This window comes from Nocardiopsis sp. JB363, from assembly GCF_900143625.1.
Classification (GTDB): Bacteria; Actinomycetota; Actinomycetes; order Streptosporangiales; family Streptosporangiaceae; genus Nocardiopsis.
Map to the genome: position 1 here is coordinate 1 of NZ_FRFF01000115.1, position 1,075 is coordinate 1,075.

At 64.7% G+C, this 1,075-nt stretch carries 1 pseudogene; it reads left to right on the forward strand.

The features are described 5' to 3' along the window. Window positions 1–739: 739 nt before the first annotated feature. Window positions 740–1,075 (forward strand): annotated as a pseudogene (locus tag BQ8420_RS17195) (ATP-binding protein); the annotation flags it as partial.

Below are 1,075 nucleotides of genomic sequence, written 5' to 3' on the forward strand. Positions count from 1 at the left end.
TCATGAGCGAGAACAGGCAACCGCCCGGCAACATGGTCGCGCTCGTCAACGCCGCCCCAGGTCAGGCCGATCTCGATCTTCCATAGCACTCTTTTCGGAGTTCCGGGGGCACGAAGTGGGCAGATGATCAGTGATACTGATGACACCTGGCTGGAAACAGACAAAAGGTGTAAATGCCGTGTTCTGGAAGGTGTTCAGGGCATTGGGTTCAGAGTGTTCTCGCACGTCATGTGGGTTCCATCTAGGGCTTTTCCGGTGCTTCTCCGATTCTTCTGTCAAGCGGCGCGTCCTTTGTTAGTCTGACGAACCGAACGACGGTTCTCGGTGGAAGAACAGGAATTGTGTGGAACACGAGCACTTGTCCTCCGGATCGGGCGCACGCCGCCCGGGCCGCTGACAGGCCCGACCACACGTTCCCTTGGACCTGGAAGCCGTCGGGCGTTCCCCCGGCGATCGGGGGGCCTGGTTCGCCAGGGAACCGATCGTGAGCCCCGAAGTTTCATCCTCCCTGGTCGGGGTGGTGGTGCGGGGCCACCGCCGAGCCGCCCACCTGATTCGAGGAGACGAGATTGTGGCACAGGCGCAGTCACCGCAAGATCGCGATGACCACTCCCTGGCCAAGATGATGTCGACGGAGGATGGGCGTGGAGCCAGGCGTGAAGGACGGTTCCGCCGGGCCATCTCCCGGATGGTCAAGTCCCAGGAACCCCCGTCACCGGAGACCGAGCTAGGAAATCCCGTGCATCAGCCCGTGCATCCGCACTCGCAAGAACCCGACGACCGCTCGTCGGGCGGCGAGGTCACACCCGCGACGGAGCTCCCCACCGGACCCTTCTCCGCGTCCGCCGAGAACGGTTACCGTCCCACTTCCCGGGCGAGCGTCCCCAACCCCTATACGACCAGGAACGTCGAGGTCGACGACGTCGACACCGGCGCCACCCCGGTCGGTCAGTGGCGCGGCGTGGGGCTCGACGAGCCCGAACCGCGCAGCCAGAACATCCCCGCCACCACGGACACCATGACCGACACCCCGACCCCGTCAGAGCACACGGAGCGGCCCCAGGCCCCCGTGTCC